Here is a 255-nt window from a genome sequence, read left to right on the forward strand (position 1 = left end):
GCAGTGAAAGAAGAAAGCGTTGTGGGGAGGATTTACTGGTTCGTGTTTTTGCTGAATGGCTGGAGCACCTCAGAGGGTGACAGTGCTACCCGGATACAAATATCGTTTGCTATCACGACATTACATTCGTTAGCTGTCGGATCCCGGAACGGTTCCACCATAAAGGCTTTGTTTTCGATATGCGTTTTATTTTTGTTAAACATGCATTTCCTCATGCGAAAATGATATGTCAGATAACAGCCAGATCAGAGGCAG

Annotated in this window: 1 protein-coding gene; it reads right to left on the reverse strand. The window is 44.3% G+C overall.

All coding sequences use genetic code 11. The features are described 5' to 3' along the window. Positions 1-32: 32 nt before the first annotated feature. Positions 33-203, reverse strand: a complete 171-nt coding sequence (locus E0D98_RS27485) for a hypothetical protein (RefSeq protein WP_000482367.1) — start codon at positions 201-203, stop codon at positions 33-35. Positions 204-255 lie beyond the last annotated feature (52 nt).

The organism is Escherichia sp. KCJ4928 (assembly GCF_004352695.1).
Taxonomy (GTDB): Bacteria; Pseudomonadota; Gammaproteobacteria; order Enterobacterales; family Enterobacteriaceae; genus ECMA0423.